Source organism: Collinsella aerofaciens (genome assembly GCF_015670745.1).
GTDB classification, from domain to species: Bacteria; Actinomycetota; Coriobacteriia; order Coriobacteriales; family Coriobacteriaceae; genus Collinsella; species Collinsella aerofaciens_T.
Window position 1 is genome coordinate 1 of sequence record NZ_JADPCH010000002.1, and the last position, 26,997, is coordinate 26,997.

A 26,997-nucleotide genomic window follows, 5' to 3' on the forward strand; every position below is an offset into this window, starting at 1 on the left:
CATGTCTCCAGTGGAATACGAGCGGCAATACGCTTGAGGATCCTTAAAAGAAAGTCCAGTTTATCCTTCCCACTCCAATGGATACGCCTAGGCGCGGTCCAAGAAATCGTCCGCATCCCCATCTGACACTATTTCACCGCAACTTAGAAGGTGTCGGCGTATAACGCTTCACCCCAAATTAAATTGATTCGTTGAATAGACACACTACAAATCTTTAGACTTCGTTTAATCCACAAGTGGGTATTATCACACATTAAGCACACGTGAAAGGATATACCCATGTCGCTTACACGGTCAGCAGAGCGTGCAGCGCTCAACAAGCTCATCGATTATCTCGACGACAACCCGCAAGAAAACATCGACAAAATCATGGATCTCGTGAACAAGCTGGTCCCCAATCGCGTATTTCCTGTACAGCGAGAGGCATTCACCAATGTCATCAAGAGCCGCGGCAATTGGTATGACCTGATCATGCGTGTGTTCAGCCTTAATCCCCAGATGCGAACCAAACTGCTTAAGACCCTCATTGTCGACGCCAACCTGCTAGCTTGGCCAGAGCAGGAAAAGAACCGCGAAAAGTACCAGTGCAACGTTCCGTGGGCCATCCTGCTCGATCCCACGAGCGCCTGCAACCTGCATTGTACGGGCTGCTGGGCCGCCGAGTACGGCTACAAGCAGAATCTCTCGTTCGAAGACATCGACTCTATCGTTACGCAGGGCAAAGGGCTCGGTACGCATATCTACATCTATACCGGCGGCGAGCCGCTCGTCCGCAAGCACGACCTGATCAGAATTTGCGAAAAACATCAGGACTGCCTGTTTCTCTGCTTTACCAACTCCACGCTGATCGACGAGGCCTTCTGCGACGATATGATTCGCGTAGGTAATTTTGTCCCCGCCATCAGCGCCGAGGGCAATGAGCACACCACCGACGCCCGTCGCGGCGAGGGTACCTACGCAAAGATCGAGCACGCCATGAAACTCCTGCGCGAGCGCGACTTGCCGTTTGGTATCTCCACCTGTTGGACCAGCGCCAATGCCGATACGGTTGCTACCGAGGAGAACATGGACTGGATGATCGGCGAGGGAGCACTCTTCTGCTGGTACTTCCACTTTATGCCGGTTGGCCGCAATGCAACCCCCGAGCTCATACCCACGCCCGAGCAGCGCGAGCACATGTATCACTTTATCCGCGAAATGCGTGAGAAGAAGCCGCTGTTTACGCTCGACTTCCAAAACGACGGCGAGTTTGTAGGCGGATGTATCGCCGGCGGCCGCCGCTACCTGCACATCAACGCCGCCGGAGACGTGGAGCCGTGCGTGTTCATCCACTACTCAAACGCCAACATCCACGATGTGAGTTTACTCGACGCGCTGCGCTCTCCCCTCTTTATGAAGTACTACGAGAACATGCCGTTTAACGACAACTACCTCAAACCATGCCCCATGCTCGAGAATCCCGACGTGCTGCCCAAGCTGGTCGCCGAGAGTGGCGCAATGAGCACCGATCTTATCGAGAAGGAGTCACCCGAGCAGCTGCGCGAAAAGACCCAGGCTGCCGCCGAGGCATGGTCACCTGTCGCCGACCGCATCTGGAACGACTCCGACGATCCGTTATACGCCAAGCGTCACGAGGACAAGTCGCAGGGCATGGCCGATAGCGACATGCACAAGTTCGAAAAACAGGGCCGCATACTCAAAAACGGCGATTAATGCTGCCCTACACGACAAACGCTCAGAAATGAAGCGGAGCAGTCTCGAGGCTCATCTTCGAGGCTGCTCCGCCTTACCATCAAAACAGTTTTACTAAGTTGCGGTGAAATAGGGACCAGAACGGCCTTCCAATAGCCAAAACGATCCCTATTCCACCGCAACTTCTTTAAGTTGTTGAATTATCGATGCTATTCGAAGCGAGATTCCAGACTCGACAGACCATTGAGAGTCAGATCGTTGGCGACCTCAGAGACGCGCTCGATAGGAACCGATCCGTCAGACAGCGCCCACGTGCGATAGATACCGATAATACCCGACAGCAAAAACGCCAGATAGTAATCGAACATCTCGTCCTTGAGACCTTGGGGCAGCAGATCGCGCTCGGCAATCTCGTGTTCGAGCGGCGCACGAAGACGAGCCATAAAATCATCGAGCGGAATATTCTCGATCAGCTGACGATTGAGCACGAGGTTGTTGCACAGCGCCTCGTTAACGGTTTTAAAGAAGGTCGCCGCCGCGCCCAGTGCGCGCTCGTTGGTGTCGCCGTCCATGGAGGAAAGCGTCTTCTCGACCGAATCGACAATCATCTCCACTACATCGACTGCAATGGCATCGAGCAGGCCGTCAACCGTGCCAAAGTGCACATAGAAGGTTTTGCGGTCGACATTGGCCTCGCGCGCGATGGCACTCACCGTAATGTCTGCCAGCGGCTTTTCCATAAGCAGACGCTCGAACGCGGAAAGGATGGCATTGCGGCTGCGAACGATGCGGCGATCAATACGCGGTTTGCTGGTGGCCATGGGCGTGTCCCTTCGATATGCGGGCATTCATCAACAGATGAGAGATAATCTACGTAAGAGGATTATCCCCCATACAGCACAAATATGCCCCGCATCATGAAGAACGCACGACTGTCCTACTGCGACTTAGGGTGCTTCCTCTTATTGAGCGCCGACGGAGATACGCGAATACCGTCGCCCGTCTGGCGCACATAGGCTTTATGAGCCGGCTTAGCGGTCCCAGAAGCCTTCTGAGCGTGCTTCTTGGGATCAACGGTAACAGCATTCGTGGGGTGCGGCTTAGTGGGCGCAGAGGGCGTCTGAGGCGTGCGGCCGAGCTTGCGCATCACGCGATCCCAGCGCGCATGGATGCTCTCGTTGTGGGCGCTCTTAAGTCCCAGCAGGAGCGCAGCCAAAATGGTAGGCGCAATAAACGTGATGAGGCGCCACAGCAGATAACCGGCGGTCGAAGCCGACCCAAAGAAATGACCCAAGAACAATGCAAAGCCGCCCTCAGCGCCACCAGTTCCACCGGGCAAGGGGACCGCAGAGCTCAGCAGCTGGACAAAGGCGCTCGCAGCCATGACCGAGAAAAAGTCGACCTCGTGGTGGCCAAAAGCAAGCATCAGGAAATACGGAACCAGATAGAAAAACGCGAGCTGCAGCATGGTAATAAACACGGTGAGCAGCATGGAAGAAAAATGTCCGGCCGAAAGCTTGAACTTCTCGGAGAAGGAGTAGATCTCGCCATCGACAAACGTGAGCCAACTCTCGATCTTAGTGGCCGAGACACCAATGCGCTCAAGCCAATTGATGATGCAATGGGCGACGCGCGTGACGGTCTTAGGCATGAGCGCGACGGCGAAGATGCCAAGCAAGATGCAGCAGTGTCCACCAAAGCTAAAGACGCACAGCAGCGTCATGTCGCCATAGCGCTCGGCAAAAAACGGCATGCGAGCAAGCAGTAGGATAGCGCCCCAGGCAACGAGGCCAAACTGATACACGATAAAGCGCGTGAATTGCGTGGCTCCGGCCTCGCCGACATTTTGGCCCGCTTTGGTCAGACGGTAGATCTGGGCGGGAGTCGATCCCATCATCATAGGCGTGAGGTTGCCAAAGAAGATGCCACTCGCCTCGACCGAGATCAGGTCGCGAATGCCGACGGGTGAATTGGGGTCGAGCCAGACAGCAATCGCATAGGCCACAATGCCAAAGAACAGATACATGAACATGCAAAGACACGCGACAAAGAGCCATGACGCCTGCACGCTCGACATAGCGGCCCAAAACTGCCCCATCTGCCCGGTTACCACCAGATAGACGATATAACCCACCAGCACGACGCCGATAAAGATGGCGCCGCGGCGTGCGCTCTTATTGTCATCTCCGCCCGAGGCCTCAACCTCGACCTGGGGCTTAGACGTATGCTGAGAGGACTCCGTCATGAGACTCCTTCTAACAGTCAAAATATCTTGGATATTGTACCCGTAAGGGCCATGGGCAGAACGCAAAGCTCTGGTTCAAACGGGAATTGCAGACGGTTGTATGAAAATAAAAAACCCGACCTTCCATGGGAAGACCGGGTTTCAGATGCGTGGTAGCCCGTACCAGATTCGAACTGGTGATCTCCGCCTTGAGAGGGCGGCGTCCTAAACCGCTAGACGAACGGGCCACATAACATCTGCACTGCCGTGCTGCGAGGAAATATATTACGGGACAAAAAACGTCAGCGCAAGAAGAAATTCCAAATTGCCGAAAAATTGTCGGCAGGTTATGGAACACGCAGGTAAACTGGATGACTAATTCAAGTTGAGATGGACCAAAAGGGCTTCGCGCTCGTTGGGAATGTTATCTTCGATCACGGCGTCGAGGGCGGAGTTGAGAAGCTGCCCCAGTTCCGGCCCGGGCTTGACTCCAGCACGGATCAAGTCGCCGCCGTTGATGGCGAGCATCTTGAGCGTATAGGGCTCCCCCGCCTTCAGCAGCTCGTGCGCCATCGCGCGCATCTCCTCAATCGTCTCAACGTAATAGAAGCACGACGGGGCCTTGCCGAGCGTGTCGGCACGCTTAAGATCCATGAGCTCATCCATCAAACGCGGCGTGTCGACGCCCTCGCCCGAAAGCGCGCGAATCATATTGAGCAGGCAGGAGCGCTCGGGGCGCAGCGGCTTGTCGTGATATTTGATGAGCAGGCACACGTCGCGCACCAGGTCGTGCGAGAGCGCCAGGCGATCCATAATGACGCGCGCTTTCTTGGCGCCGAGCTCGGGATGACCGTAGAAGTGTCCGCTGCCGGCGTGATCGACCGTGAAACACTCGGGCTTGGACACATCGTGCAAAAACGCCGCCCACATAAGGCTCGACGAGGGCGCGACGCCGTCGCACAGCGCAAGCTCCCCTGCCACCGTCAGCACACGGGCGATATGCTCGTAAACGTTAAATGCATGATAGACACTTCGCTGATCAAAGCCGCGACCCGCTGCCAGCTCAGGCACAGAGGCACAGATGAGCTCGGGGTAGCGCAGCATCGCGTCTCCCCCATGACCGGTCGAAAGAATGCCCTCGAGCTCAATACCCACACGCTCGCGCGCCACGGCGTCGAGCAGCGGCGCGCACTCGGCAAGCGCGCGCTTAGTCTCGGGCTCAATCATAAAGTCCAGGCGGCAGGCAAAGCGCACCGCACGCAACATGCGCAGGGCGTCCTCGTTAAAGCGACGCTTGGGATCGCCGACAGCGCGAATCAGCTTGCGCTCCAAGTCACCCTGGCCGTCGTAGCGGTCGACAAGCCCGCGCTCGGGATGCCAGGCCATAGCGTTGACGGTAAAGTCGCGCCGCGCCAGATCGTCCTCGAGCGAGGCGGCACGCTCCACATTCTGGGGATGGCGACCATCGGTGTAAAAGCCATCCAGACGGTATGTGGTGACCTCGATACGCTCGCCATCGGAAATAGCCGTGATTCCGCCAAATTTAATGCCCGACTCCACAACCGCGATGCCGGCGGCCTCGAGCGCCGCTTTGGACTCCTGCCACAGGCCGCTACAGCACATATCAACATCGTGGCTGGGGCACCCCATCAGGGCGTCGCGCACCCAACCGCCCACGTACCAAGCCTCAAGACCAGCCGCCTCAAGCGCGTGCAGGACGCACAGGGACGCATCGGACGGTTGAGTACCGTTGAGCGAAACATTGCACATGCCTATGGCCTCCTGCGACTATCAAATTGGCTATCGATTGCGTCTGCAAGAAGTCTAGCAAGAAACAGCCTCCACTGCACACGCAAGTCCGATAAACAAAAACGCATCCGTCCTAGTCTAAGACGGATGCGAAATAATCAAACTATTCAGGAAAGGTGCCGGAACTAGCAGACCTGGCGAACCTCGATGTGCTTCTTATATTCGTCCACCTTGGCAAAATCGCCCAGACCGGGGCACTCGACCACGTTGGCGCCGGTGGCCATCGACAGACGGAGGGCATCCTCGACTCGCTCGGGGGCGTCGTGCCATACGGACAGGAAGGCAGCGAGCGAGGAATCGCCGGCGCACACCGTCGACAGCAGCTTGACGTCGAAGGTGCGATTGGCAAACCAGATGTGCTCGCCGTTGGAGAAGTACGCACCGGCGCCACCGAGGGTCAGCAGCACGTTCTTGGCGCCCTTAGCGTGCAGCTCGGCCATAGCGCCCTTGACGGACTCATCGTCGCCACCGCTCACCTTAATGCCAAAGATGTCGAGCAGCTCGTCGTCATTGGGCTTGATCAGCAGCGGCTCCATGGCAATGAGGTCTGCCAGCTGATGGCTCGAGATGTCGAGGACGAACTCGGCCCCCTTGGCCTTAACGCGGCGCAGAACCTCGGCCAAGAAGCCCTCGGAAGTGTTGGGAGGCAGCGAGCCGCTGATGACCAGGCAGGTCATGTCATCGAGCGAATCGATGAGCTCAAACATCTCCTGCTCGTTGGCCTCGTTGATGGCGGCACCGGCGTTGACCATGTTGTACTCGGTGTCGGGTCCGGCATTGAGGAACACGTTGACGCGCGTGATGCCGTCGGTCCACACGGGCTTGACGGGCACGCCCAGGGCCTCGGCGCCCTTAACGATAAACTCGCCCGAGAAGCCGGCGAAAAAGCCCAGGATCGTGGTGTCGACACCGTAGTGATCGAGGGTGAACGAGACGTTGAGACCCTTGCCGTTGGGCGTGTAGACGGCGTTACGGGTACGCGTGACGGTGTTGGCAGCAAGGCCGTCGCAGGCGATGTTGTAGTCAATGGCAGGATTTGCAGTGAGCGTGTAAATCATGAATGTTCCTTTCACGAAGTAACGTGTTGATGAAAGTATATTCCACCCATCGGTAAAAGGCTAGGACAACTCGGTGAACGGTGTGGAAGCGATGAAGTACGGCAGAACATCTCTCTCCAATGACGGAACAAAATAGGCGCCCCAGCCGAAACCGGGGCGCCGCATGCGCACGAATATGTCGCGTTTCGATTACTGACGATCGAGCTTGCGGACAGCAACGCGCTTGCTGTACTCGTCGACGTGACCGAAGTCGCCGATGCCGACGGACTCGGCAACGTTGGCGCCGGTGGCCATAGCGAGCTTCATGGCCTCCTCGACGTTGTCGCGATCCCTGTACCACTTGTGCAGGAACGCAGCGAGGGTGCAGTCGCCGGCGCAGACGGAAGAGACCAGCTTGATGTTGAACTCACGCTTGGCGTACCAAATGTCCTCGCCGTTGGAGAAGTAGGCGTCGCCACGGCTACCACGGGTGAGCAGCACGTTCTGAACGCCAGCGTCGTGAGCCATCTTCATGGCAACGCGGACCTCGTCGTCAGTGTCGACCGGCACGCCGAAGATAGCCTTCATCTCGTGATGGTTCGGCTTGATGAGCAGCGGCTTCTTGTGAGCGAGCTCCTTGAGCTTGTCGGAGGACAGGTCCAGGACGACGTCGGCGCCACGGGCCTGAGCGTGCTCCATGACCTGAGCCAGGAAGTCGGGCGTAGCTTTGGGAGGCACGGAACCGGAAACGATCAGGCACTCAAGGTCGCCCGCGGTGTCCAGGATGTTGTAGAGCTCCTTCTGATGCTCCGGCGTGATCGGGGCGCCGGGGTTGAGGATGCCGTACTCGTGCTGGCCATCGTTGACGTAGGTGTTGATACGCGTGATGCCGTCGGTCCAGACCGGGCGGCACAGGCAACCCAGGTTCATGACTTCCTCGACGATGAACTTGCCCGTGAAGCCGGCGAAGAAGCCGAGCGCGACGGTGTCGACACCCATCTTCTTAAAGGCGAAGGACACGTCGAGGCCCTTGCCGTTGGCGGTGTAGCTGGCCGAGCCGGTGCGGACGTTCTCGTCAGGCTCGAGCGGAGAGCTCGAAACCGTCATGTCGACAGCCGGGTTAGCGGTTAGCGTGTAGAACATTTACAGTACCCCCTGTATATGTGAGGGCCGCGTGGCCGGCCCATTCCAACCACGCGGTTACCTCTGATACCAAATTAGCGAGCTGCGGACTCGAGCAGTGCCTTGACCTCGGCGGCGGTGTTGCAGGCGAGCGCCTTCTCGGCGAGCTCGTCGCACTCGGCCTTGGTCCACTGGCTGATGGTCTTGCGGGCGCGCAGGATCGACGGAGCGCTCATCGAGAACTCCTCCAGGCCCCAGCTGATCAGCAGCGGCTCGAGCAGCGGATCGGCAGCGGCCTCGCCGCACATACCGACCATGATGCCGGCCTTCACGCCGCTCTCGATGATGTTCTTGAGCGAGCGGAGCACGGCGGGATAGTACACCTGGTACAGGTTGGAGATGGTGTCGTTGCCACGGTCGGCGCACATGGTGTAGCCGATCAGGTCGTTGGTGCCGATGGAGAAGAAGTCGGCGACCTCGGCCAGACGGTCTGCGAGCAGCGAAGCGGCGGGCGTCTCGACCATGATGCCGACCTCGATGTTCTCGTTGAACTTGCGACCCTCTTCGGTCAGCTCGGCCTTGCACTGCTCAACGAGCTCCTTGACAGCCAAGACCTCCTCGACGCAGGTGACGAGCGGGATCATGATCTTGACGTCACCGAAGGCGCTAGCGCGCAACAGAGCGCGGAGCTGGACCTTGTACTGGTCGGGATTAGCCAGGCAGTAACGCACGGCGCGGAAGCCCATGAAGGGGTTATCTTCCTTGACCATGTGCAGATACGGAATCTCCTTGTCGCCACCCACATCGAGCGTGCGGATGATGACCGGAGCACCCTTGAGCGCGCTGGCGACCTTACGGTAGGCGTTGAACTGCTCCTCCTCGGAAGGAAGCTCAGCAGAGTCCATGAACAGGAACTCGGAGCGGAACAGACCGATGGCCTCGGCGTCGTGATCGAGCGCGTTGGGCACGTCATCGGGGTTACCGATGTTGCAGGCGATGATCTTCTTGATGCCATCGGCAGTCACGGACGGCTTGCCACGGAAGGCCTCGAGGGCTGCCTTCTCGGCAGCGAAGGCCTCGGCCTTGGCGGTGTAGGCAGCGAGCGTCTCCTCGTCGGGATCGGCCTCGACGATACCCTTGCCGCCGTCGACGACAACGGTCATACCGTTGCGCAGCGCGGTGCAGCTGTTGGAAACCGAAAGGACAGCCGGGATCTCGAGGGCGCGCGCAATGATCGCGGAGTGCGAAGTGCGGCCGCCGGTCTCGGTGACGATACCGGCAACGTGGGCCTTATCGATCGTGGCGGTCATGGACGGCGTGAGGTCGTGCACGACAACGACAGTATTCTCGGGCAGGACGGAGAGGTCGACGACCTCCTTGCCCAGCAGCTCGGCCAGAATACCGGTGCGGATGTCGGCGATGTCGGCCGCGCGCAGACGGAACATCTCGTCGTCCATGGACAGGAACATGTTCTCGAACATGGTCGAGGTGTCCATGAGCGCCTGCTCGGCGCAAGTACCACCGTCAATGGCGGCGTTGATGGCGTCGGTCATGCCCGGATCCTGAGCCAGGACAATGTGTCCGCTCATGATCTCGGCCTCGGCCTCGCCCACCGTCTCCTTCATGTGGTCGGCCTGAGCCTGGGTCTTCTCGCAGAAGACCGAAAGAGCGGTCTGATAGCGCTCCTTCTCTGCTGCCGAATCAGCAACCTCGTGCGGCTCAAACGTCAAGTCGGGATCGACGGCGACCATGACGGTGCCGATACCGATGCCCTCGGAAGCGTTGACTCCCTGATACATTCCCATTCCTCTCTCCGTGTCATGTGATAAAGCGTTTTGCCATATCCATGACAAAAGAGCGCAGCTACCTTACAACAGGTCACTGCGCCCCCAAATATGAACTTAGTTGTTCAACATGCGACCCGTTTGAGTTCTACTCGCCAAGACCGCTCTTGATGAGCTCGATGGCAGCAGCCAGAGCCTCGGCCTCGTCGGCGCCGTCGCACTTGACCTCGACCTCGGTACCGCAGGGGATACCAGCAGCCATGAGGGCCATCGGGGACTTGCCGTTGACCTCCTTCTCGGGGGTGACGACCGTCACGTCACAGGCGTACTTGCCCATGGTGGAGGCGAACAGACCAGCCGGACGCATGTGCAGACCCTGAGGATTAACGAGGGTAGCCTTCTCAGAAACCATAATTGACTCCTTTTTGTGTTTAACCCCTGTCATGCATGTGGCAGGAGTCAGATTCACGACGTTCTTTATATTAACTCACATCAAACGGTTTTTCATTATGTTTCAGACGAATTATTGGACAGATGTCGTATCCCTGCGCTCGCCCGCCGGGCGGGGCGGTTAAGTTTGCTGCTCTACAGTCCTGCGCAAGACGGAAAGCACATTAAGTGCTTTCCTTTGCGTGCGGAACTCGCGACAAACTTAATCGCCCCGCCCGGCGGGCGAGCTGCGGAAACTCGGTCGATCCAGAGCAATATCGGCGGAACGGAATTCTGGCTGATGAACTGTTCGCGACAAAGACTCGATAGTTAGCCCCCTCTATGCCCTTTTATAAGTTGCGGTGAAATAGGGACTGATTTTGCGGTTGAAACGTTTAAACAGTCCCTATTTCACCGCAACTTATTTGGGGATGAAAAAGGCGGAGACCCTGGGGAGGGACTCCGCCTTATATACAGGGGGCGATGCTATTCGCGTGTTGCGGGATTAGACCAGGCGGGCGTTGATCGTCTTGGCGATCTCGGCGGCGTCGGTGGAACCCTTGACGGTGGCACGGAAGTCCTCGTCCATGAGCGCCTCGGCGACCTTGGACAGGATCTTGAGGTGCGTAGTGCCGGCCTGGGCACCGGGGATGAGCAGGGCGATAGCCACGTTAACGGGAGCGCCGTCCATGGTGTCCCAACCGGTCACGCCGGACTCGTCCTTGACGACGATCACGGCAGCCTCGGTAATGGCGTCGGACTTGGCATGCGGGATGGCGAAGCCCTCCATCATGCCCGTGGTGCCCTCGGCCTCGCGGGCCAAGAAGGCGTTCATCACGGCGTCGGCGTCGCTGGCGATACCGGCCTTGACAGCCTGGTTGGAAACGAAGCTCAGAGCCTCGTCACGAGAAGCGAAGTCCTCGGCGACAAAGACGTTCTCGACCTTCACGAAGTCAGCAGCCTCGGCCTTGGGGGCCTCGACGGCAGCGGCCTTGGGGGCCTCAACCGGCTTGGTTGCAGGAGCGGGCTTCTGGTTCTTCTCGAAGTCGTACTTCTTGAAAGCCACGAACAGGATGCCACCGACCACGGCGCCGATGAGGATCGCGAGGACCCACAGCGGACCGTTCTCGACAACGGGCAGGACCAGGAAGCCGCCGTGAGGCGCCGGATCGTGAACGTTGAAGAAGATGGTCAAGATGGAAGCGATGGAAGAACCGAGCATCATGATGGGCATAACGGGCCAGATGTTCTTGGTCATGAACGGAATGGCGCCCTCGGTGATGTGGGTGCAACCAAGGATGAGGTTGACGATACCGGCGTCATGATCCTCCTGGCTGAAGTACTTCTTGCCGACAACGACGGCGAAGGTGGTGATCAGCGGCGGAACGATGCAAGCGGCGGAGACGGCAGCCATGAAGTTGGTGCCGAAGTTGTAGGTCTCGGTGCCGACGCCAGCTTCGAGAGCGGTACCGAGCAGGAAGGTGCCAGTAGCGTAAGCAGCCTTGTTGACCGGGCCGCCCATATCAAAGGCGCACATGCAGCCGATGGCCAGGCCAAGGATCACCGGACCGGAGTTACCGAGGCTCTGCAGGAAATCCATCATGCCCTGGTTAATGGCAGCCATGGGGCCGGAAATACCGAGCATGACCAGACCGACGATGGCGGTAGAGCACAGCGGATACAGGAAGATTGCCTTCAGGCCATTAAGGCTCGCAGGAATTTTAGAGAAAACCTTCTCGAGCAGCAGGATGACATAGCCAGCGAGGAAGCCGCCGACGATGCCGCCTAGGAAGCCAAAGCCCACACCTGCGCCACCGGCGTCGATCATGCCGGTATCGGCGTTAACAGGCAAGCCCTGGATGGCAATCATACCGGCGACGAAACCGGGGACGAGCGCCGGGCGCTTGCCGATGGACTCGGCGATGTAAGCGGAGAGCACCGGAACCATGAGGTTCATGGCGATACCGCCGATAATCTTGAGCATCGCGGCAAAGCTGTTGTAGTCGGCAGCCGTCGAATCAAAGGACGTGATGCCCCACAGGAACGAAATGGCGGTCAGAACACCACCGGCAACGACGAAGACCAGCATGTGGCTGACGCCGTTCATGAGGTGCCTGTAGATGACGTGGCCGATGGACTCCTTCTCCTCGACCTCGTCCTCGACATCGGCGGCAGCGGCAACCGTGTCGTCGCCCTTGGCGGCGAGCGCGCGGTCGATCAGCTTACCAGCAGCCTCGACAGACAGGGCCTTGGAAACACCAACGGAAACCATGGGCTTACCGGCGAAACGCTCAGCCTGGACATCCTTATCGGCTGCGACGACGACGGCCTTGGCACCGGCGATCTCGCTCTTGGTGAGCTCGTTCTCGACACCGACCTGGCCATGAGTCTCGACCTTAATGGTCAGACCTCGCTCGGCAGCAGCCTTCTCCAGCGCCTCCTTCGCCATGAAGGTGTGCGCAATGCCGGTCGGGCAACCGGTCGCGGCGATGATGTCAAACTTAGCCATGTGTCCCTCCTTCTTGAGTACAGCGCCCGCGGGCGCTCCCCTACACGCGCTTCGATGCGCGTTTTTCCACACTTGAAAGATACCAACCTACCGTCCGCGTGAGAAGAGACAAGGCGCAATTCTCCGGTGAAAGGTTCTTTCATAACCGTAAACGGCAAGTGAAAGTTTACCATCAACACTTGAAACGGCAAGGTGTATCTTGTAATTGAAAATGCCCGTATACTATGGCATTGCAAATCAAGCTAGATTTTCATGCCAACCAGGAGCCATCCATGACCGATAGTAGCAAGAGCGCACTTTCCCTCATTAGTACCCATCAGGGATACAGCGAGTCCGAGCAGCGCATTGTCGACTATATATTGGAGCACCAGTCCGAAGCGCCACGCCTCACGGCCGCTCAGCTCTCGCGCGCTGCCGCCACGTCCGAGGCGACCGTTTCGCGCTTCTGCCGCAAGCTGGGCTTTGGCAGCTTCCGCAGCTTTCAGTTTTCGTTGGCGAGGGATTTGGAAAGCCAGCGCAACGAGGGCCTGACCGACGAGGTCTCGCTCGATAATATGGAGCAGAGCCTAAAAAATATCCTCGCCGCCAAGGTGAGTGAGCTTAATGCGACCATCGACGGCATAGATCACGACACGTTGGCCGCAGTTGTACACGCGCTTAAGAATGCCGGCGTTATTGAGTTCGCCGCCGTGGGCAATACGAACGCGGTCGCGCTCGATGCGACGTTTAAGTTTTCGCAGCTGGGCCTGCGCTGCATGGCGAGCACCATTAGCGAGACATCAATCGGCTTTGCGCTCACGTTACGCCCGGGTGACGTCATCGTGCTAATCTCAAACTCTGGCAAATCGCGCCGACTGAATCGCATGGCAAAAGCGGCTCGCAACTGCGGCGCAACCGTAGTCGTCATCAGCAGCGATAGCAAGTCTCCACTTGCGCGCCTCGCCGACTACACCTTTAATACCGTCAATCACGAAGCGCTGCTGACAACGGGTGACTTCGCGTTCTCCAAGATGAGCGCCACGATGATCATAGAGGTCGTCTACAACTTCCTGCTGCCCGAAATCGAGGACGCCCGAGAGCACATCAGCTACTATGAGGAACTCATCCAACCGGATAAGGTCGTGGAGTAAAACGCGAAGTGGGACAAAAAATTCAGTCTATTTTGTCCCACCAACACCGCTGATACGACCTAACCTCGAGCTTCTTCAAGCATCTGCTTGGCATGCGCCAAGCTCGCCTCCGATTGATCGCCGCTCAACATGCGGGCGATCTCGGCGGTACGCGCTTCGCCGGTTACCTCGTCCAAATGCGTCTGGGGAACATCGCCCGGTTCCTTACTGACAACATAATGTTTGTCGGCCATGACCGCAACCTGCGCAAGATGCGTTACGACGATGACCTGATGCGTAGCGGCGAGATCTGCCAGCACGCTCGCGAGGGCACGTGCGGTAGAGCCGCCGACACCCGCATCGACCTCATCGAACACGAGCGTATCGACACCGTCCGCGTTACCGAGGACAACCTTGCTTGCCAGCATGACGCGGCTGAGCTCGCCGCCCGACGCAATGCGGCGCAGGGGGCGCGGCGTCAAACCGGCACCGCTGCGGTATAGCAGCTCGTAGCTCGAAGGACCAGCGGGCGTCCACTCAGCACGAGGAAGATCGCGCGACTCCCAGACGAGCTCGGCGCCGCCCATCTCCAGGCGAGCCATCTGGCGGCCCACCTCATGGCAGAAGCGCGGGGCCGCCGTATTGCGGGCGCGCTTAAGTGCCTTGGCAGCGGCAAACAACTCGCGCTCGGCGCTCCCGAGTGCCTCACGCGCCTTTTTGATCTGTTCATCGCCATCATCGACCAGGGACAGCAGCTCTTGCGAGCGATCGCGCATGGCAAAAACATCGTCCATGGTGGGACCCCACTGACGCAACAGGCCCTTGAGGTCGGAATACCGCTCACGCATGCGAGCGAGCTCGCGCGGGTCGAAGGCGACGCCATCGCGATAGGCACGAAGCTCGTTCGCGCAATCCTCAAGGGAAATACAGGCATCCGAAAGCGCATCGGCAATATCGCCCAGTTTGCGATCGACGGAAGCCATGCGGGAAAGTTCTGCCACGGCGCTGTTCACGGCATCGAGCGCTCCCCCTTCGGCGGCAAGCGATGCATGAGCATCATTGGCCGTGGCAACGAGTACCTCGGCATGTTCAGAGCGCGGCAGCAGTTCCTCGAGTTCCTCATACTCGCCCGGCTTGGGGTCGACCTCGGCGATGCGCTCAAGGGCAAAACGCGCCTCCTCGACGCGGCTCCCCTGCGCACGCGAGGCCTCTTCGACACGTCGAACCTCCTTGGCGGCAGCGCGCGATGCCTTAAAGCAGGCGCGGTAGTGCTCGAGCGCCTCGAGCGCAGAGCGCCCCGCCCATGCATCGACCATCGCAACGTGATGCGCCGGGTCGAGCAAGCGCTGGTGCTCGTGCTGGCCGCACAGATCCATCATCACGCCAACGCGCTCCGAAAGCTCGCGCACGCTGGCGATGCGGCCGTCAATCTTCACGCGGCTGCGGCCCTCGGCAGAAAGGCTGCGCTGGACCGTGAAGCCCTCCGTGTCGTGCGGGCCGTCAAACAGGCGTGCCTCGACGCTCGCGAGCGCCTCGCCCTCGCGCACCGTCGACGAATCCGCGCGCTCGCCCAAAATAAGTTTGAGGGCCGAGAGCAGCGCGGTCTTGCCGGCACCGGTCTCGCCGGTCAGGACAGTCAGGCCGGCACTCGGCACCAACGTCGCCTCGCGGATGAGTGCAATGTTAGAAACCTGCAGCTCATCGATCATGACGGACTCCGTAGAATACGCGGCTCACCGAGTTATAGAAGCTCTCGGGGCCGTAATCGAGAAGCAGCACATCTCCGGGCCCGCGGCGCACCGCCACGCTCTCAACGGTGCCATCGCAGGTAATAAACTGTCCATCGATAGCGATTGCCGGAACACTCGGACGGTCATCAGACATAAAGATTTCGACGACATCACTCGGCGAAGTCAAGAAGGCACGGGCCTGAATGGTGTGCGGTGCAATGGGTACGCAGACCATGCCCGTATAGTCGGGGCTCACGATGGGGCCGCCGGCACTGAGCGCGTAACCCGTAGAACCAGTCGCCGTGGACACGACCACGCCGTCGCCACGCAGTCGGTCGATATGGTGGCCCGACACCGTGATGTCGAACTCGACCATATCGGACAGCGGACCGCGGGTAAGCGCCATGTCGTTGAGGGCGAAGGTGCGCACGACATCCTTCGTACCGTCTTCGCGCACGGACACGATATCCGCGGCGATGGTGGCGCGACGGCTCACGTGCAGCTCGCCGGAAAGGGCGTCGCTCACGACCTGCAGAATGTCGCGCTCCTCGGGGCTCGCAGCAGTTAAAAAGCCCAGGTGACCATAGGAAAGACCGAGGATAGGAATCTCGCGATGGTTGAGGATGCGGGCAGCGCGCAGCAACGTACCGTCACCGCCGAGCGTAATGACCAGATCGGAGCCGTCAATATCAGGCGTGCTTTGAATCTTCGATCGCTGGTCGGCAGCCCATGCGACCTCATGGCCCTGGCGCGTCAGCCAAAGCTCGAGCATCAGGCCGCTCTCGACCGCCTCTTGCTTGTAGTAATTGGGAACCAGAAAGACCTTCATAGCGTTGCAGCTTTCTCGCTCAAAACCGATACCTGGGATTGCAGCACGTCTTGCGAGCGGTCGCCAGATTCAAATCTCGTGCCGTACAGGAAAAACTCAACGTTGCCCTTGGCACCATGAATGGGCGACACGCACACATCGACCGGGAACAGCCCCTTGGCAGCAAAGAGCTCAACCGCCACCACGAGCGTATCGCGGCGCACGGCGGGATCGGTCACAATGCCGCCCTCGCCCACCAGCGCAGCCGGCGCCTCAAACTGGGGCTTTACGAGCGTGCAAAAAGAACCTGTAGGCGCCAGGCACGCCAGCACCGCATCGATAATGTTCGCGATGCTGGTAAACGAGACATCACACACAGCCAGGTCGATGGCACCGGCATAGCCAAGCTCGGGCAGCTGCGTCACGTTGGTGCGCTCATGCAGCGTCACGCGATCGTCCTGACGCAACGACCAATCGAATTGGGCGCGACCCACGTCCACCGAGACAACGGTCGAAGCCCCGCGCTTGAGCAGACAATCGGTAAAGCCGCCGGTAGAGCAGCCCACATCCAGACAGGCAAGGCCCGTCGGATTGATGTCAAAAGCATCAAGCGCGCCTTCGAGCTTAAGACCGCCGCGGCCAACATAGGGAATACGGCCCTTCACGTGCAGGGGCAAACCGGGCGTCACCTTAAGGCCCGGGGAGGTCAAACGCTCGCCACCACTCGAGACCAAGCCGGCCATAAGAGTGCGAAGGGCATCCGCGCGATCGGCGCAGATGCCCTGTGAAATCAGTTCGTCATCGAGACGCACACGTTTCATGAATGCCATCAACCATTCGTATCCGGAGATGCGGCCTAGCTATCCTGGGATTCGTTTGCCGCATCCTCATCGTATTCCTGCTCGAGCTTGTCGGCCTCACGCGGCGTCAGCTCAAACTTGTCGACCATATCGACCGCGCGGGAGCCAAGCTCAATCGCTTCGTCAAACAGATCGAGCGAACGCTCCAAGGAGGTATCCTTGGAGCGAACGGTAGCGATGATCTGGTCCAAGCGGTCCGAGATCTCGTCGAAGTTGCGGACGGAACCCTCTGGCATGGCTACTCCTCGACGGAGTCGACAACAGCCTCGGCGGCGTCCGAATCCTCGGCCAGCACGCCAGCCTCAGCCTGGGCAACCGCAACCTTGGCGGCCGCCTCGGCAGCCTGGGCCTCCTCGCGAGCGCGATCCTCGGCCAGCAGCTCCTGGTAAAGGTCCTCGCCCGGCAGCTCCTCGCTGCGAGCAATCTTACCCAGCACGCCGTTGACGAACGACGCGGACTGGTCGGTGCCATAGGCCTTGGCAAGCTCGACGGCCTCGTTGATCACGATGGCGTCCGAGACCTCCTCATCGGTGAGGAAACGCATCTCGTAAACGGCGATACGCAGCAGATTGCGGTCGGCGCCGGGCATGCGCATAAGATCCCAGTTCTTGGCAACGGAGCGCAGAGCGCAGTCGATGCGGTCGATATGCTCGTAGGCGCCGCGGCAAAGCTCAAGCGCATAGGGGTCGAGGGGACCCTTCGAGATCAGGAAATCACCCTCGAGGACGCGCTCGAGCGGGCTGTCCGTGGCCTCGGCCTGGAACAGCAGCTGCAGCGCCTGACTGCGGGCAAGCGTACGCCCGCGATAAACCTTAAGGCTCAAAGGTTACTCCTTGGGGAAAACGAGGCCGTCGATGCAAACGTCAACGCGCTCGACCTCAACGCCAACCTGGGCATCGATGGCGGCGACCACTGCGGCGCGAACGGCCTCGGCGAGTTTCTTGAACGGATAGCCAAAGAACACCACGACACGCACGGTGAGCGCGAGCTTGTCGCCGACGACCTCGGCCTCGACCGCCGGCTCGGAAGCCGGGGCCTTGGACGAGAGCATCATGGAGACAAGGTTGGTGGCAAGGTCCTTGACGCCAACGGAGGCGATGCCCTCGACATCGGACACGGCGCGCGAGACGATGGCGGTCAGAACATCGGGCGAAATGCCGATACCGTCAATCTTGATTTCCTGGGGCATGAGTCCTCCTAGAAGAGTTGGTTGCTAGACGCGGGAGACGAACTTGCCGTCGCGGGTGTCAACCTTGATGACCTCGCCCTCGTTGAGGTACATGGGGACCTGGATGACAGCGCCGGTATCGATCGTGGCCGGCTTGGTGGAACCCTGGACGGTGTCGCCCTTAAAGCCCGGGTCGGTCTGGACGATGGTGGTCTCGATGAACATCGGCGGGGTCACGCCCATGAGCTCATCGTCGGCGAAGAGCAGCTGGCAGACGTCGTTCTCGCGCAGCCACTTGGAGTTCTCGCCCACCATGTCCTCGGGAACGGGAACCTGCTCATAGGACTCGTTGTCCATGAAGATGTAGTCGGTGCCATCGTTGTAGAGGTACTGGAACTCACGGGTGGTGAGCATGACGCTCTCGAACTTGGTGCCGGCGTTGCAGGTGTTCTCGACGACGCGGCCGCTCTTGATGTCGCGGGTCTTGTAGCGCACAAACGCGCCGCCCTTGCCCGGCTTGACATGCTGGAACTCGACGATGGTGTAGACCTTGTCCTTGATGCGGAGACCGAGGCCGTTCTTGAAGTCGGCGGTAGAAATGGTAGTCATAGCGACCTTTCTTGTTATGGGCAGAACGCACAAGCGTCCAAATTACATACGACAGAAATTATACACTTGCAGACGGCGCCTGCAGCGAGCGCATAAAAAGAGAACGCGGGGCGTCCGAATCGATCCGAACGCCCCGCCCCAAACTATCTACCGAAGTAGACTAGCAGTCGATAACGTGCAGGTCGTGCGGGGTCTTGGTGAAGGGCTCGTAGCCGTTCTCGGTGACCACGCCGTAGTCCTCAAGGCGCACGCCGCCCACGCCGGGCAGGTAGACGCCGGGCTCCATGGTGACAACCGAGCCGATCTCGATGGTGTTCTTGCTGCGGTTGAAGTTGGGCAGCTCGTGGATGTCGATGCCCACGCCGTGGCCCAGACCATGGTTGTAGTAATCACCATAGCCGGCATCGCCGATGATCTTCTTGGAAAGCTTGAAGATGTCGTTACCCTCAACGCCCGGATGGATGGCGGCGACGCACTCCTCGTGCGTGCGGCGCACGAGTGCGTACAGGTCGAGCTGCTCCTGGGTGGGCTCGCCCATCACGACAGTGCGCGTCATATCGGAGCGGTAATCGCAGTAGCCCGCGCCGTAATCCATGAGAACGAAGTCGCCCTTCTCGATGACACGGTCACTCGGCACGGCATGCGGGTTGGCGGTGTTGGGGCCGCTCGCCACAATGGAGCCGAAGGCCAGGCTGTCGGCGCCGTTGGCGAACATAAAGTTCTCGAGCTCGTTGCGAACCTGCTTCTCGGTCATACCGGGCTTAATAAAGCCGAGCATGTGCTGGAAGGCGGCGTCAGTGATCGACTGTGCATGGCGCATGAGCTCGATCTCCTCGGCATCCTTGATGGCGCGCATCTTGCGGATGTCGTCGTGCATCAGCGGCAGCATGCAGGCGACGGAACGGTCCTCCAGGCCGCGCTGAATACCCTGGTAGAAGTTAATCTGCATATCGTCCTCGACAGCACAGACACGGCACTTGTTAGCCGCAATCTTGCCGGCGACCCAGCCGGGGATGGTACCCTCGTCCATGTCGTAGACCCAGGGGCTGCCGGCGGGCGTGTTCTCCTCAAAGCTGTTGAGGTAGCGCGAGTCGGTGTGGAACAGGCACTGGTCGACCGTAATAAACGCAGCGTGCGGGAACTCGAAGGTGTAGTCGAAGACGCCCTTCACGCCCGTAAGCCAACGAAGGTTGGCCTCGTCGCGCACCACGATGGCATCGTAGCCACGCTCGGCCATCAGGGCACGGACACGCTCGATACGACCGGCAGGACCGGCAGCAAACTCAGACATGCAGATTCCTTTCTTGTTGTCTCAAGATAGACGGGACGGGTCTCAACCGAACGACGGAATCGCATGCGATCCGCAACCGATTGAAAACCCGCCCCTCAACATGATACGAAAGACGATGGAAGTCAATAAATCTTAGAGAAGTTCTTTACGAGAAGCCAAGTAGGCGTGAGCATGGCGCTCAAGAACCTCGTCCTCAACGTTCGTTAGGCGAATTGCGCCGAGTGCCGCGGGCAGCGGCAGCATGCTGCGGTTTGAGCGCGCGAACTGCTGTCTGCGGAACTCCTCGATATATGCGGCAGGCTCCAGATCGAAGGCAAGTTCCTCGATACCAAAGTCCTCCAGACAGTCATCGACCTCAAAGACGTAATCGATATCGAAGTCGCAGGCGTCGTGGGCAAGGCGCGCCTCAAAGCGCATGCCCTCGGACAACAGCTGGTAGGCAGGGACCTGCGAAGCGGCATCGCCCAAGCAAGCGCGCAAGGTACGCTCCCCCGTCTTGCCAAAATCGAGCGCATGGCGGGCGCTCGGGTTCGTGGCCATCAGTACGTCCTTGCGAGCAGTCTGAGACCATTGAACGGCATTGACGAGCGCGACCTCCTCGCCCGCGAGAATCTCGGGGACGGTCTCAATAAACTGATTCCAGCGGGACTTGCTGCTCGAAAGCATGGTGCCAACAAGTACCGCATAGCCGAGCTTGAGGTCCTCGGGGTCCGCCTCGCGAACAAGATCGAGGTCACACACGACCAAACCCGGTTCGGGACGGAACGCGATAGCGGGAAGCGCATTGGCCGACGAGGCGACAAGCGGCTTCATGGTCGTCGCGACCGTGAGCATGGCGTCGAAGGTCGTCGGCAGCAGCGCGCACTCGGTTCGGCCACACCACTGGTTGGCGCACCAGCTAACAACCGAGCAGGTTGCGGCATCGCCAACGGCGACAACCAGATCGTCGCAGGTAACGCCGTTGGCAGACAGGGCGCCAAAGATAGCATCAGCATCGGCCAGCGTGGCACCAGCAGGCGAAACCTCGAGGACTAGCGGCGACACGGCAAAACCGGCGTCGACCAGCGCATGCTCGACGACTTCACCAAAACGCTCGGATGTGGCGGTGTTCCAAACGACCATCGCGCGCTTAGGCTTGCCCACGGCCGAGGCAAACATACGCGACAGCTCATCGAACGCACCCAATCCGACACGGACATCGACGCTGCGGTTTTGGAAATTGATCAGTTGACGGCGAATCATAGCAGCCCACGCTCCAAAAGCATCTCGGCACAAAGGTAGGAAACGTCCTCGAAGGACTTGTTGCGAATATCAAGGGTAAGGTCGGCAGCCTGGCGATACAGCGGACGGCGATGCTCAAACAGGCGCGCGGCATGCTCAGGCGAGCGGAAATCGGGGCGCGTGTCGGACCGACGAATCTGGCGAATCGAATCCTCGAAGTCGCCCTCGAGGTACACGCACGTACCCATTTCGTGCATCAGCTCAATATTCACCGGTGTCTCGACGATACCGCCCCCGCACGAAACCAACAGGCTGCGCTCACTTTGGAGCGAACGGAGCGCCGAGGTCTCGAGCTCGCGAAAACGATCCTCGCCCTCGGTCTCAAAAATCTCGGTTACCGACTTGCCGCAACGGCGCACGACCAGGCGGTCGGTATCGATAAAACGCCGCTTGAACATGGTGCCGACGTTGCGCGCGAGCGTCGACTTGCCCGCGCCCAAAAAGCCGATAAAGAAGATATGGTCGCAGCCGTGTTTGGTGTGCTGGGACATAGCGAGACCTATTCCTCGCAGGGAAGGTCGCGCAGGGCCCGGCGCTCAAAGATACGGAAGATCTGCGTATACCACAGGTCCTGCGTCGCCTGCGGCTTTACCAGGATGGTATCGACGCCGGCGAAATTACCGCTCCACACGTCAGTGTAGAGCTGATCACCGATCAGCACCGCCTCGTCGACCGTGGCGCCGAGGCGCTTAAGACCCGCCTTGAGGGCAAACGGCGCCGGCTTCATGGCGTGGCTGATGGCCTCGAGTCCCAGCTCGCGTGCTGATGCCATGACCTGGTCGCGATGCCAGTTGTTGGACACCATGCACAGCTTAAAGCCTTTGGCGCGGGCGGTATCGAGCCAAGCGGAAACCGCGGCGGGAACCTGCTCGGTGTCGCGCGGCACCAGGGTGTTATCGCGATCGAGCAGAATGGCGCGTTTGCCGTCGGCCCAAAGGGTATCAAGGTCGATGCGATCGACCGAGGCAACGTAACGTTTGGGGCTAAAAATCCTCATGCTAATTCCAAGACTGTTGATGCTCTTCGTAGGTTTGCGAGAAGTACTCCTCGTCCTGCGTAATGTAGAAATACAGGTCATCAGAGTCGGTCGGCTCAAGGGTGGCCTTGAGCGCCTCGAGCGACGGAGAGCAGATGGGCGTGGGCGGCAGGCCCTCATGCTTATAGGTGTTATACGGACTATCGCTCTGCAGGTCGTCGGCGGTAACCTCGCCACCGGTGACATACATCATAGTCGCATCGCTATTGAGATAGCGCAGGCCATCGAGCTTGCCGGCAAGGCGGTTGTAGAAAACCGAGGCCACATGCGCACGTTGATCGGCGTTGAGGCCCTCGCGCTCAACGATAGAGGCCAAGTTGATGATGTCGTAGTCGGACATCTCCACACCGTAGCGTTCCTTGATCTTGGCTTCGCAGCTCGCAAAGTCAAGCGACTTGTACTCGGTCTTAAACTGATCGAGCATAGCGCGAATCACGCCATCGGCCGTCGGCGAATCACCCAACGAATAGGTCTTGGGGAACAAGAAACCCTCGAGCGAATCGTTGGCGGCGCCCTTAAGGAAGCTATAGTCGTCCACGTAGTTGGAGGCCTTGGCCTGGTTGAGGAAGTCTTCCTTAGAGATGCTGTCGTAGGCCTGGGCCACACGGTCGGCGACTTGATCGACCGTCAGGCCCTCAGGGATAGTCAGCGCACTGGAGCCCGCGTTGGGGCCTTCCATGAGCTGCTGAACAACCTTGGTCGCATCCATGAGTGTGGTGAACGAATAATCACCAGGCTTGAGCGACATATCGGCGTTGAGCTTTTTCACCGCCGCATAATAATCCTTGGGATTTTCGACGATATGGTTCTCGGAGAGAATCGAGGCGATAGTATCGCCCGAAGCACCATCGGGAATGGTCACCGTAACCTGCTGACCAGCCGTGACCTTCGTATCCTCACCGGCAAAGAAGCCCTTGACGGCCGGCACGACAAAGAATGCGATCGCAGCAAGCGCGAGCACCGACACCACAACGCCGATGATCATCGGAACCGGAGAACTCTTCTTTTGAGCACCGCGACGAGCATGCGTGTTGTAGCTCGAGCGGGTCGCCGGAGCAACGCCATGCGAACCGCGAGCGTGATGCGAATGCGATTGAGGGGCCTGAGTTCGCTGGGTAGGTGCCTGCTGCTTAAAGCGGGTACCGCCTGCTGGCTGGGCCGTACGAGCAGTGGGCTGCTGAGCCGCGTGAGAAGCCGAATGCTGAACCGAACGAGCAGAAGGCTGCTGACCCGTCCGTTGAACAGGTTGGGCCGAATGAGAGAAGGACTGCGCCGGGCGCGCGGCAGGCTGAGCTGCACGCTGCGTCGGCTGTGCCGGACGCTGGCCAGGCTGGGCAGGGCGCGACGCCGGCTGCCGTGTACGATTCTGCTGGCGCGGATCGGAAGCGCTAGGCATGCGAAACCTCCTCGTTTTTACGATCGAGCCACGTCTGCAAAAACAGGCTGGCGGCAATCATGTCGATCTTGCCCCTCATCTGCTTTTCGTTGAGTCCCTGCTCGCGCAGGATACGCTTAGCCTCTTGCGAGGACAGACGCTCGTCCTCAAACTCCAACGGAAGATCGAGCTCGTCGGCAATCTTTTGCGCCACAGCGGCAACGCGCTCGGCCTGAGGGCCGGGCTCACCGGCCATGGTCAGGGGACGTCCGCTTACCAGGATGTCGGGCTCATAGTCCTCAACCAGGTAGCGGAACGTCTTGGCCATACCGGTGACCTCGGCAGCCGGAAGCACCTTGACAGGCATCGCCATCTTGCCATCACGGCTCGAGACGGCGATGCCAATCCTGGTCTCCCCTATGTCCAGCGCGAGCGCAACCACAGCGACTTCTTAGATTCTTAGGCGCCGAGCGCGGTCTTAGCGGCCGCGAGGGCATCGGCGATGCCGGCAGCATTCTTGCCACCGGCCTGGGCCATGTTGGGACGACCGCCACCGCGACCGTCGACCAGACCCGCGATCTGCTTGATCACGTTACCAGCGTGGAAACCGGCCTTGACGGCGTCATCGGAGCCGGCAGCGAGCAGGGCCGGAGTGCCCTTCTCAGTCACGCTGGCGACGACACAAGCGACAGGGCCGGCGACCTTCTGATGCACGGTATCCCATACGTTGCGCAGGTCGGCAGCCTCAAGGCCCTGGAGCTCAGCGACAACGAGCTTATAGCCGTCGAGCTCGACGGCGCCCTCGATGGCGCTGGAGATGGCGTCGGAGGAGCCACCGGTCAGAGCCTTCTTGAGCTTATTGGACGTCTCGCGCAGCTCGGCCTGCAGGTTCTCCACGCGAGCGGGAACCTCATCCACGCGGCACTTGAGCGCAGTAGCAGCGGCGTCAATGAGTGCCAAGCGGTCGGCCATATAGTCGAGGGCACCCTTAGAGGTCACGGCCTCGATACGGCGGACATTGGAGCCCGTGGAGGACTCGGAAATGATCTTGAACAGGCCGATCTCGGCGGTGTTGGCAGCGTGTGTGCCACCGCAGAGTTCGCGGGAGAACGGCTGGTCCTCAGCCCCCACGGAGACAACGCGGACGACGTCGCCATACTTCTCGCCAAACAGGGCGACAGCGCCGGCAGCCTTGGCCTCGTCGATGCCCATGACACGGGTCACGACAGGCTTGGAAGCGAAGATCTGCTGGTTGACCAGGTCCTCGACAGCCTTGAGCTGCTCGGAGGACAGGGCCTCGAAGTGCGTAAAGTCAAAGCGCAGGTGCTCGGGCGTCACCAGCGAGCCGGCCTGGGAGACGTGCTCGCCCAGGACCTGCTTAAGGGCGGCGTCGAGCAGGTGCGTGGCGGTGTGGTTGCGGCGCAGGAAGCCACGGCGCTCGGCGTCGAGCGCGGCGGTAACAGCGGCGCCGACAGTCAGCGTGCCATCGGCAACGTGCGCGACGTGGGCATACAGGCCGTTGTGGTTCTTGGTGTCGGCAACGGTCAGAACAACGCCCTCGGCGGAAAGCTTGCCGGCATCGCCCTGCTGACCACCCATCTCGGCATAGAACGGGGTTCGGTCGAGCACAACCTCGACGTCCTCGCCGGCGGCAGCGGACTCGACGAACTCGCCGTTGCGAACGATGGCGACAACCTTGGCACCCTCGATCGCATCGTTGTCATAGCCGTCGAACTCGGTCGCAGCGACCTTGTCGGAAAGCTCGACCCACACGTCGTTGAAGCTGCCCCAGGCGTCGCCCTTGGCATTGGCGCGGGCGCGAGCCTTCTGGTCCTCCATGCAGGCAGTGAAGCCATCCATGTCGACGTCGTGGCCAGCGGTGCCGGCGATCTCGACGGTCAGGTCAATGGGGAAACCAAAGGTGTCGTGCAGCTTAAAGGCAACATCGCCCGGAAGCACGGCGCCCTCGGAAAGCGCTGCCAGAGCCTCGTCCAGATAGACGCGGCCGTTGTCGAGCGTCGTGGAGAAGCGCTCCTCCTCGGAGGCGACAATGCCCTTGACGAGGGCGACGTTCTTAAGCAGCTCGGGGTAGGCCTCACCCATCTGAGCGTTGACCTCGTCGATGAACTTGGTCAGGAAGGCACCCTCGATGCCCAGCAGGCGACCGTGGAACACGGCACGGCGGAGCAGGCGGCGAAGGACGTACTCGCGGCCCTCGTTACCGGGCAGGATGCCGTCAGAGATCATGAAGTCGACGGCACGGGAGTGATCGGCGATGATGCGCAGCGAGCGGCTGGCGCCGGAGTAGTCATCGGCGTCATAGGTCTTGCCGCTGATCTTCTCACCGAGCTTGATGAGGTGCTGCATCAGATCGCCGTCGTAGTTGGCGGTCTTATGCTGCATGATGGCGGCCATGCGCTCCAGGCCCATACCCGTATCGAGGTTGCGGTGCGGCAGCTCCGGCATGGAGCCGTCCTCCTGGCGGTCGTACTGGGTAAAGACGAGGTTCCAGAACTCCAAGAAGCGGTCGCAGTCGCAGCCAGGCTTGCAGTCGGGGCTGCCGCAGCCGACCTCCTCGCCCATATCAAAGTAGATCTCAGAGCACGGACCGCAGGGGCCGGTGGGGCCAGCGGCCCAGAAGTTGTCGTCCTCGCCCAGGCGGGAGATGTGATCCTCGGCAACGCCCAGGGAGCGCCACACATCGTGGGTCTCGTCGTCCTCGGTAAAGACGGTGAAGTACAGGCGGTCGAGCGGCAGCTTGAACTCCTTGGTAATGAGCTCAAAGGCCCAAGCGCAGGCCTGCTGCTTGGAAACGCCGCCAAAAGAGAAATCGCCGAGCATCTCGAAGAAGGACAGGTGACGGCCGTCCTCGCCGATGCAATCGATGTCGTTGGTGCGGACGCACTTCTGGCAGGAAATCGCGCCGATCTCCTTCATGGTCTTCTTGCCCTGGTAGTACTCCTTAAACTGGTTCATGCCGGCGTTGGCAAGCAGCAGCGAAGGATCGTCGGGGACGAGGGACGAAGAAGGATAGAGCTTAAGACCGCGCTCCTCAAAGAAGTTGAGGAACTTGGAGCGAATCTCGGCCGTAGTCATTGACGGGTAGTCAGCACTCATAGAGGGA

General features: G+C 59.8%; 24 protein-coding genes and 1 tRNA gene. 2 read left to right on the top strand and 23 right to left on the bottom strand.

The window, feature by feature from the left end:
* Window positions 1-279: 279 nt before the first annotated feature.
* Window positions 280-1,713 carry a radical SAM protein gene (locus I4W07_RS00940; RefSeq protein ID WP_196025304.1) on the top strand — a complete coding sequence of 478 codons (1,434 nt, stop codon included), beginning with the start codon at window positions 280-282 and terminating at the stop codon, window positions 1,711-1,713.
* A gap of 188 nt (window positions 1,714-1,901) precedes the next feature.
* On the opposite strand, the gene I4W07_RS00945 is transcribed toward I4W07_RS00940, so the two are convergent.
* From I4W07_RS00945 to I4W07_RS00985, 9 genes are all read right to left on the bottom strand, one after another.
* Window positions 1,902-2,513: a TetR/AcrR family transcriptional regulator gene (locus tag I4W07_RS00945; protein WP_196025305.1), complete on the bottom strand. Its 612-nt coding sequence runs from the start codon at window positions 2,511-2,513 to the stop codon at window positions 1,902-1,904.
* Window positions 2,514-2,629: 116 nt separating this feature from the next.
* The gene (locus I4W07_RS00950) at window positions 2,630-3,937 is read right to left on the bottom strand and encodes a lysylphosphatidylglycerol synthase transmembrane domain-containing protein (protein ID WP_196025306.1); all 1,308 of its coding nucleotides are present in this window, start codon (window positions 3,935-3,937) and stop codon (window positions 2,630-2,632) included.
* A gap of 150 nt (window positions 3,938-4,087) precedes the next feature.
* Window positions 4,088-4,164, bottom strand: a tRNA-Glu gene (locus I4W07_RS00955).
* Between the two features lie 127 nt (window positions 4,165-4,291).
* Window positions 4,292-5,686 carry a CCA tRNA nucleotidyltransferase gene (locus I4W07_RS00960; RefSeq protein ID WP_196025307.1) on the bottom strand — a complete coding sequence of 465 codons (1,395 nt, stop codon included), beginning with the start codon at window positions 5,684-5,686 and terminating at the stop codon, window positions 4,292-4,294.
* Between the two features lie 164 nt (window positions 5,687-5,850).
* Window positions 5,851-6,783, bottom strand: a complete 933-nt coding sequence (locus I4W07_RS00965) for a 1-phosphofructokinase family hexose kinase (protein WP_022094572.1) — start codon at window positions 6,781-6,783, stop codon at window positions 5,851-5,853.
* 189 nt (window positions 6,784-6,972) lie between these two features.
* Window positions 6,973-7,905 (bottom strand): 1-phosphofructokinase family hexose kinase, encoded by a 933-nt coding sequence (locus I4W07_RS00970; RefSeq protein ID WP_196025308.1) that lies wholly within the window; start codon window positions 7,903-7,905, stop codon window positions 6,973-6,975.
* Between the two features lie 74 nt (window positions 7,906-7,979).
* Window positions 7,980-9,683 (bottom strand): phosphoenolpyruvate--protein phosphotransferase, encoded by a 1,704-nt coding sequence (gene ptsP, locus I4W07_RS00975; protein ID WP_117757234.1) that lies wholly within the window; start codon window positions 9,681-9,683, stop codon window positions 7,980-7,982.
* 133 nt (window positions 9,684-9,816) lie between these two features.
* Window positions 9,817-10,080, bottom strand: a complete 264-nt coding sequence (locus I4W07_RS00980; RefSeq protein WP_022094575.1) for an HPr family phosphocarrier protein — start codon at window positions 10,078-10,080, stop codon at window positions 9,817-9,819.
* Between the two features lie 522 nt (window positions 10,081-10,602).
* Window positions 10,603-12,606 (bottom strand): fructose-specific PTS transporter subunit EIIC, encoded by a 2,004-nt coding sequence (locus tag I4W07_RS00985; RefSeq protein WP_196025309.1) that lies wholly within the window; start codon window positions 12,604-12,606, stop codon window positions 10,603-10,605.
* A gap of 272 nt (window positions 12,607-12,878) precedes the next feature.
* On the opposite strand from I4W07_RS00985, the gene I4W07_RS00990 reads away from it, so the two are divergent.
* Entirely contained in the window at window positions 12,879-13,736 is an 858-nt protein-coding gene (locus I4W07_RS00990; RefSeq protein ID WP_230317405.1) for a MurR/RpiR family transcriptional regulator, read from the top strand.
* Window positions 13,737-13,795: 59 nt separating this feature from the next.
* On the opposite strand, the gene I4W07_RS00995 is transcribed toward I4W07_RS00990, so the two are convergent.
* The 14 genes from I4W07_RS00995 to alaS form a co-directional block, all read right to left on the bottom strand.
* Window positions 13,796-15,424: a DNA repair protein RecN gene (locus I4W07_RS00995; RefSeq protein ID WP_196025311.1), complete on the bottom strand. Its 1,629-nt coding sequence runs from the start codon at window positions 15,422-15,424 to the stop codon at window positions 13,796-13,798.
* A complete protein-coding gene (locus I4W07_RS01000; protein WP_196025312.1) occupies window positions 15,414-16,274 on the bottom strand; it encodes an NAD(+)/NADH kinase in 861 nt (286 codons plus the stop codon). Before I4W07_RS01000 ends, I4W07_RS00995 begins: the two co-directional genes overlap by 11 nt.
* Window positions 16,271-17,074, bottom strand: coding sequence for a TlyA family RNA methyltransferase (locus I4W07_RS01005; protein ID WP_196025418.1), 804 nt, complete (start codon window positions 17,072-17,074; stop codon window positions 16,271-16,273). The genes I4W07_RS01000 and I4W07_RS01005 overlap by 4 nt, the downstream gene beginning before the upstream one ends.
* Before the next feature lie 35 nt (window positions 17,075-17,109).
* Window positions 17,110-17,349, bottom strand: coding sequence for an exodeoxyribonuclease VII small subunit (locus tag I4W07_RS01010; RefSeq protein ID WP_006233978.1), 240 nt, complete (start codon window positions 17,347-17,349; stop codon window positions 17,110-17,112).
* A 2-nt stretch (window positions 17,350-17,351) separates the two neighbouring features.
* The gene (gene nusB / locus I4W07_RS01015) at window positions 17,352-17,936 is read right to left on the bottom strand and encodes a transcription antitermination factor NusB (RefSeq protein WP_138112426.1); all 585 of its coding nucleotides are present in this window, start codon (window positions 17,934-17,936) and stop codon (window positions 17,352-17,354) included.
* Between the two features lie 3 nt (window positions 17,937-17,939).
* Window positions 17,940-18,302 carry an Asp23/Gls24 family envelope stress response protein gene (locus I4W07_RS01020; protein ID WP_006233982.1) on the bottom strand — a complete coding sequence of 121 codons (363 nt, stop codon included), beginning with the start codon at window positions 18,300-18,302 and terminating at the stop codon, window positions 17,940-17,942.
* Window positions 18,303-18,326: 24 nt separating this feature from the next.
* The gene (efp, locus tag I4W07_RS01025) at window positions 18,327-18,890 is read right to left on the bottom strand and encodes an elongation factor P (protein WP_196025313.1); all 564 of its coding nucleotides are present in this window, start codon (window positions 18,888-18,890) and stop codon (window positions 18,327-18,329) included.
* Window positions 18,891-19,050: 160 nt separating this feature from the next.
* A complete protein-coding gene (locus I4W07_RS01030; protein ID WP_138112424.1) occupies window positions 19,051-20,181 on the bottom strand; it encodes a M24 family metallopeptidase in 1,131 nt (376 codons plus the stop codon).
* A 132-nt stretch (window positions 20,182-20,313) separates the two neighbouring features.
* Window positions 20,314-21,423 carry a dehydroquinate synthase/iron-containing alcohol dehydrogenase family protein gene (locus tag I4W07_RS01035; protein WP_196025314.1) on the bottom strand — a complete coding sequence of 370 codons (1,110 nt, stop codon included), beginning with the start codon at window positions 21,421-21,423 and terminating at the stop codon, window positions 20,314-20,316.
* Complete coding sequence (locus I4W07_RS01040) at window positions 21,420-21,953, bottom strand: shikimate kinase (RefSeq protein ID WP_006233986.1); 534 nt, start codon at window positions 21,951-21,953, stop codon at window positions 21,420-21,422. The genes I4W07_RS01035 and I4W07_RS01040 overlap by 4 nt, the downstream gene beginning before the upstream one ends.
* A gap of 8 nt (window positions 21,954-21,961) precedes the next feature.
* On the bottom strand, window positions 21,962-22,459 hold the full coding sequence (locus tag I4W07_RS01045) for a YqeG family HAD IIIA-type phosphatase (RefSeq protein WP_148331347.1): 498 nt from the start codon (window positions 22,457-22,459) through the stop codon (window positions 21,962-21,964).
* A 1-nt stretch (window position 22,460) separates the two neighbouring features.
* The gene (gene mltG, locus I4W07_RS01050) at window positions 22,461-23,894 is read right to left on the bottom strand and encodes an endolytic transglycosylase MltG (protein ID WP_230317406.1); all 1,434 of its coding nucleotides are present in this window, start codon (window positions 23,892-23,894) and stop codon (window positions 22,461-22,463) included.
* Window positions 23,887-24,315: a Holliday junction resolvase RuvX gene (ruvX, locus tag I4W07_RS01055; protein ID WP_035138185.1), complete on the bottom strand. Its 429-nt coding sequence runs from the start codon at window positions 24,313-24,315 to the stop codon at window positions 23,887-23,889. Before ruvX ends, mltG begins: the two co-directional genes overlap by 8 nt.
* Before the next feature lie 17 nt (window positions 24,316-24,332).
* Entirely contained in the window at window positions 24,333-26,990 is a 2,658-nt protein-coding gene (gene alaS, locus I4W07_RS01060) for an alanine--tRNA ligase (RefSeq protein ID WP_196025315.1), read from the bottom strand.
* Window positions 26,991-26,997 lie beyond the last annotated feature (7 nt).